This window comes from Mesorhizobium sp. M1A.T.Ca.IN.004.03.1.1 (assembly GCF_003997555.1).
GTDB lineage: Bacteria > Pseudomonadota > Alphaproteobacteria > Rhizobiales > Rhizobiaceae > Mesorhizobium.
In genome coordinates this window covers 1-415 of the sequence record NZ_RZTV01000061.1, presented here as the reverse complement: position 1 = coordinate 415, position 415 = coordinate 1, and the positions used below count along the sequence as shown (strand labels likewise).

The window sequence follows — 415 nt, the reverse complement described above, 5'->3', positions numbered from 1 at the left end:
AGCAGTTCGAATAGGGGTGCCAACGTGGGCCGCTTATCAAGGTCCTCGACGAACTCCCCAATCAAGTCGAGCTGTGTATCGGAGAATGGCAACACCGACATTTCGGCGCAAGCCTTGAGTTTGCGCATGCCATCGGCGAGCGAGGCCGGGTTGTCCGGGTGTCCGAATGGCTTGTCTATCCGAATGAAATGCTCTGCGCCGCCCTTCAGCTTGACACAAACTGTTGTGGGCGAATTTTGATGCAGACCGTGAGTACGATCGATCTCTGGATCAACTTCAATCTTCGTGACAGCCATGATGCGGCGCACGGCCGGATCCTCAAGTGCATTCGGACGGAAATCGCTGATTGCTACTCTGCCGTGTTGCGCCGCGACAGAGATGACGTAAGGCAGGCTGAAGCGCGCGACGACCGGGT

1 pseudogene is annotated in these 415 nt (G+C 56.9%); it reads right to left on the bottom strand.

The annotated features are described in order from the left end of the window. Nucleotides 1-415: pseudogene (locus EOD29_RS30680) on the bottom strand (MmgE/PrpD family protein); the annotation flags it as partial.